This window comes from Kitasatospora sp. NPDC029367 (assembly GCF_055569135.1).
The window spans coordinates 1-1,761 of the sequence record NZ_JBVHYH010000164.1; the positions used below are offsets into that span (position 1 = coordinate 1).

Genomic DNA, 1,761 nt, shown 5'->3' on the forward strand with positions numbered 1-1,761 from the left:
AGCCACAGCTTCCCCGTCGACTTCTCGGTCGCCACGATGTCGTCCTTGCCGTCACCGTTCAGATCACCGGCCGCCAGGTTGCTCATCCCGTTCCAACCACCGGTACCGATCTCCACCCGGCTGCCCAGCGTGCCCGACCCCGACCCCGGGTACAGCCACAGCTTCCCGGTCGACACCTCCACCGCCACCAGGTCCTTCTTGCCGTCACCGTTGAAGTCACCGGCCGTCAGGTTCGTCATCCCCGGGTCGTTCACCGAGGCCTTGGCGGCGACGTCGACGTAGTTCCGGTCGATGTTGATGGAGGTGCCGCCGTACGACTCCGTGACGTCGCCGGCGTACTGGTGGACGCGCTGGTGGTTGGACCAGTACCCCGCCGGGATGTAACTGTCGTCGGTGTCAGCGGCGTTGTTCCAGTTCGCCGACCAGGCCACGTCGGGGCGGTCGAAGCCGGACGAGTTGTACACGGCGACCATGTCCTTGATCCCGCTCGACGAGGAACTGTAGACGCCGGAGCGGAAGTTGAGCTCGTGAAGTCGACTGGTCCAGCCCGACAGGTAGTTCAGCACGTTGGTGCGGTAGCCGGGGGCATAGGCCTCCATGTCGACGTAGAGCACCGTGCCGCTGGTGAAGCCCAGGCTCTGGGCCAGGTTGACCGCGGCTTCCGCCGCCGCCCGGCCCTGGCCCTCGGCGTCCGAGGAGGAGATCCCCGCGGCCTGGGTGCCCGCGTAGATGGGCAGCAGGTGCCAGCCCGCACCGCTCTGCTCCGCGACCCACGACGCGGTGAGGTTGTTCTGCGCGCAGACCCGGGTCGGACCGCCGATGTAGATGCCCACGCCCCGGTAGGGCGAGGAGGCCCAGTCCGACATCGCGCCGGACGAAGGGGCGGCGCAGGCGTCGAACGCCTTGCCGGTGTAGCCGGTGCTCGGCGTCGCCGACGAGGCCTCCGACGCCGCGGCGGACGCGGCGGGCGCGGCCAGGGCGCCCGGTGCGGCCTTCGGCGACTGCGGCACCGGAACCGGGGCCGCGGTGGCGCCGCCCTCGATCGCCGCGGAGGCGAGGATGCGCTGCACCGCGGCGGCGGAGGAGGCGGCGTGGCTCGCCGTCACGTAGACGCCGGCGCCCTCGAAGGCCACCCGCGCCTCCTGACCGACGCTGTCCGGCAGGGACGGGACGCCGCGTCCGGCGGGCACCGCGACGGTGGTGAGGTCGGCCCGCTCGGCGGCACCGGCGAAGGTCTCGACGACCAGCGCGTCCGCCTTCTCCCCGATCAGGTGGGTCGGGCAGTTCTGGTCCGCGCCGGGGTGGCCGAGGTAGACGGTGTTCCGGTCCAGCCGGACGCAGGTGTCGGGGGCCTGAGCCAGGTCGACCACCGACCAGCTCGACGGCACCTGGAGCGAAAGCCCCTGGTACGTCACGGTCTTGACGTTCTGACCGACAGCGGAAGGATCAGCCGCCGACCCGGCGACGACGGGCTCGGCCGCCTGGGCGGCCGGGCTCAGCGGCAGGGCGGCGGTGAGCGCGCCGGCCGCCACGACGAGCGAGGCGACGCCCCTCAGACGGTGGTGGTTCACGGGTCTCTCCAAGCAGACGGGCACGGCGGAGCCGCCCGGGGACGGATCCGGGCAGGGCGGCACGCGGCGGGGGGAAGGCGAACGAGGAAAGGTGGGTGGGCGGGGGGGGGGGGGGGGGGGGGGGGGGGGGGGCCCCCCCCCCGTCGGACGCCCGCCCCAGGGGGGGGGAGCCACGCCCCGATTCCTCCTC

Annotated in this window: 1 protein-coding gene; it reads right to left on the minus strand. The window is 72.9% G+C overall.

Annotated features, from left to right (window positions below; translation table 11 throughout):
* Positions 1 to 1,571, minus strand: a 1,571-nt coding sequence (locus ACZ4W5_RS37975; protein WP_465659821.1) for a glycoside hydrolase domain-containing protein, incomplete at its 3' end; no start/stop codon positions are given.
* Between the last annotated feature and the right edge of the window lie 190 nt (positions 1,572 to 1,761).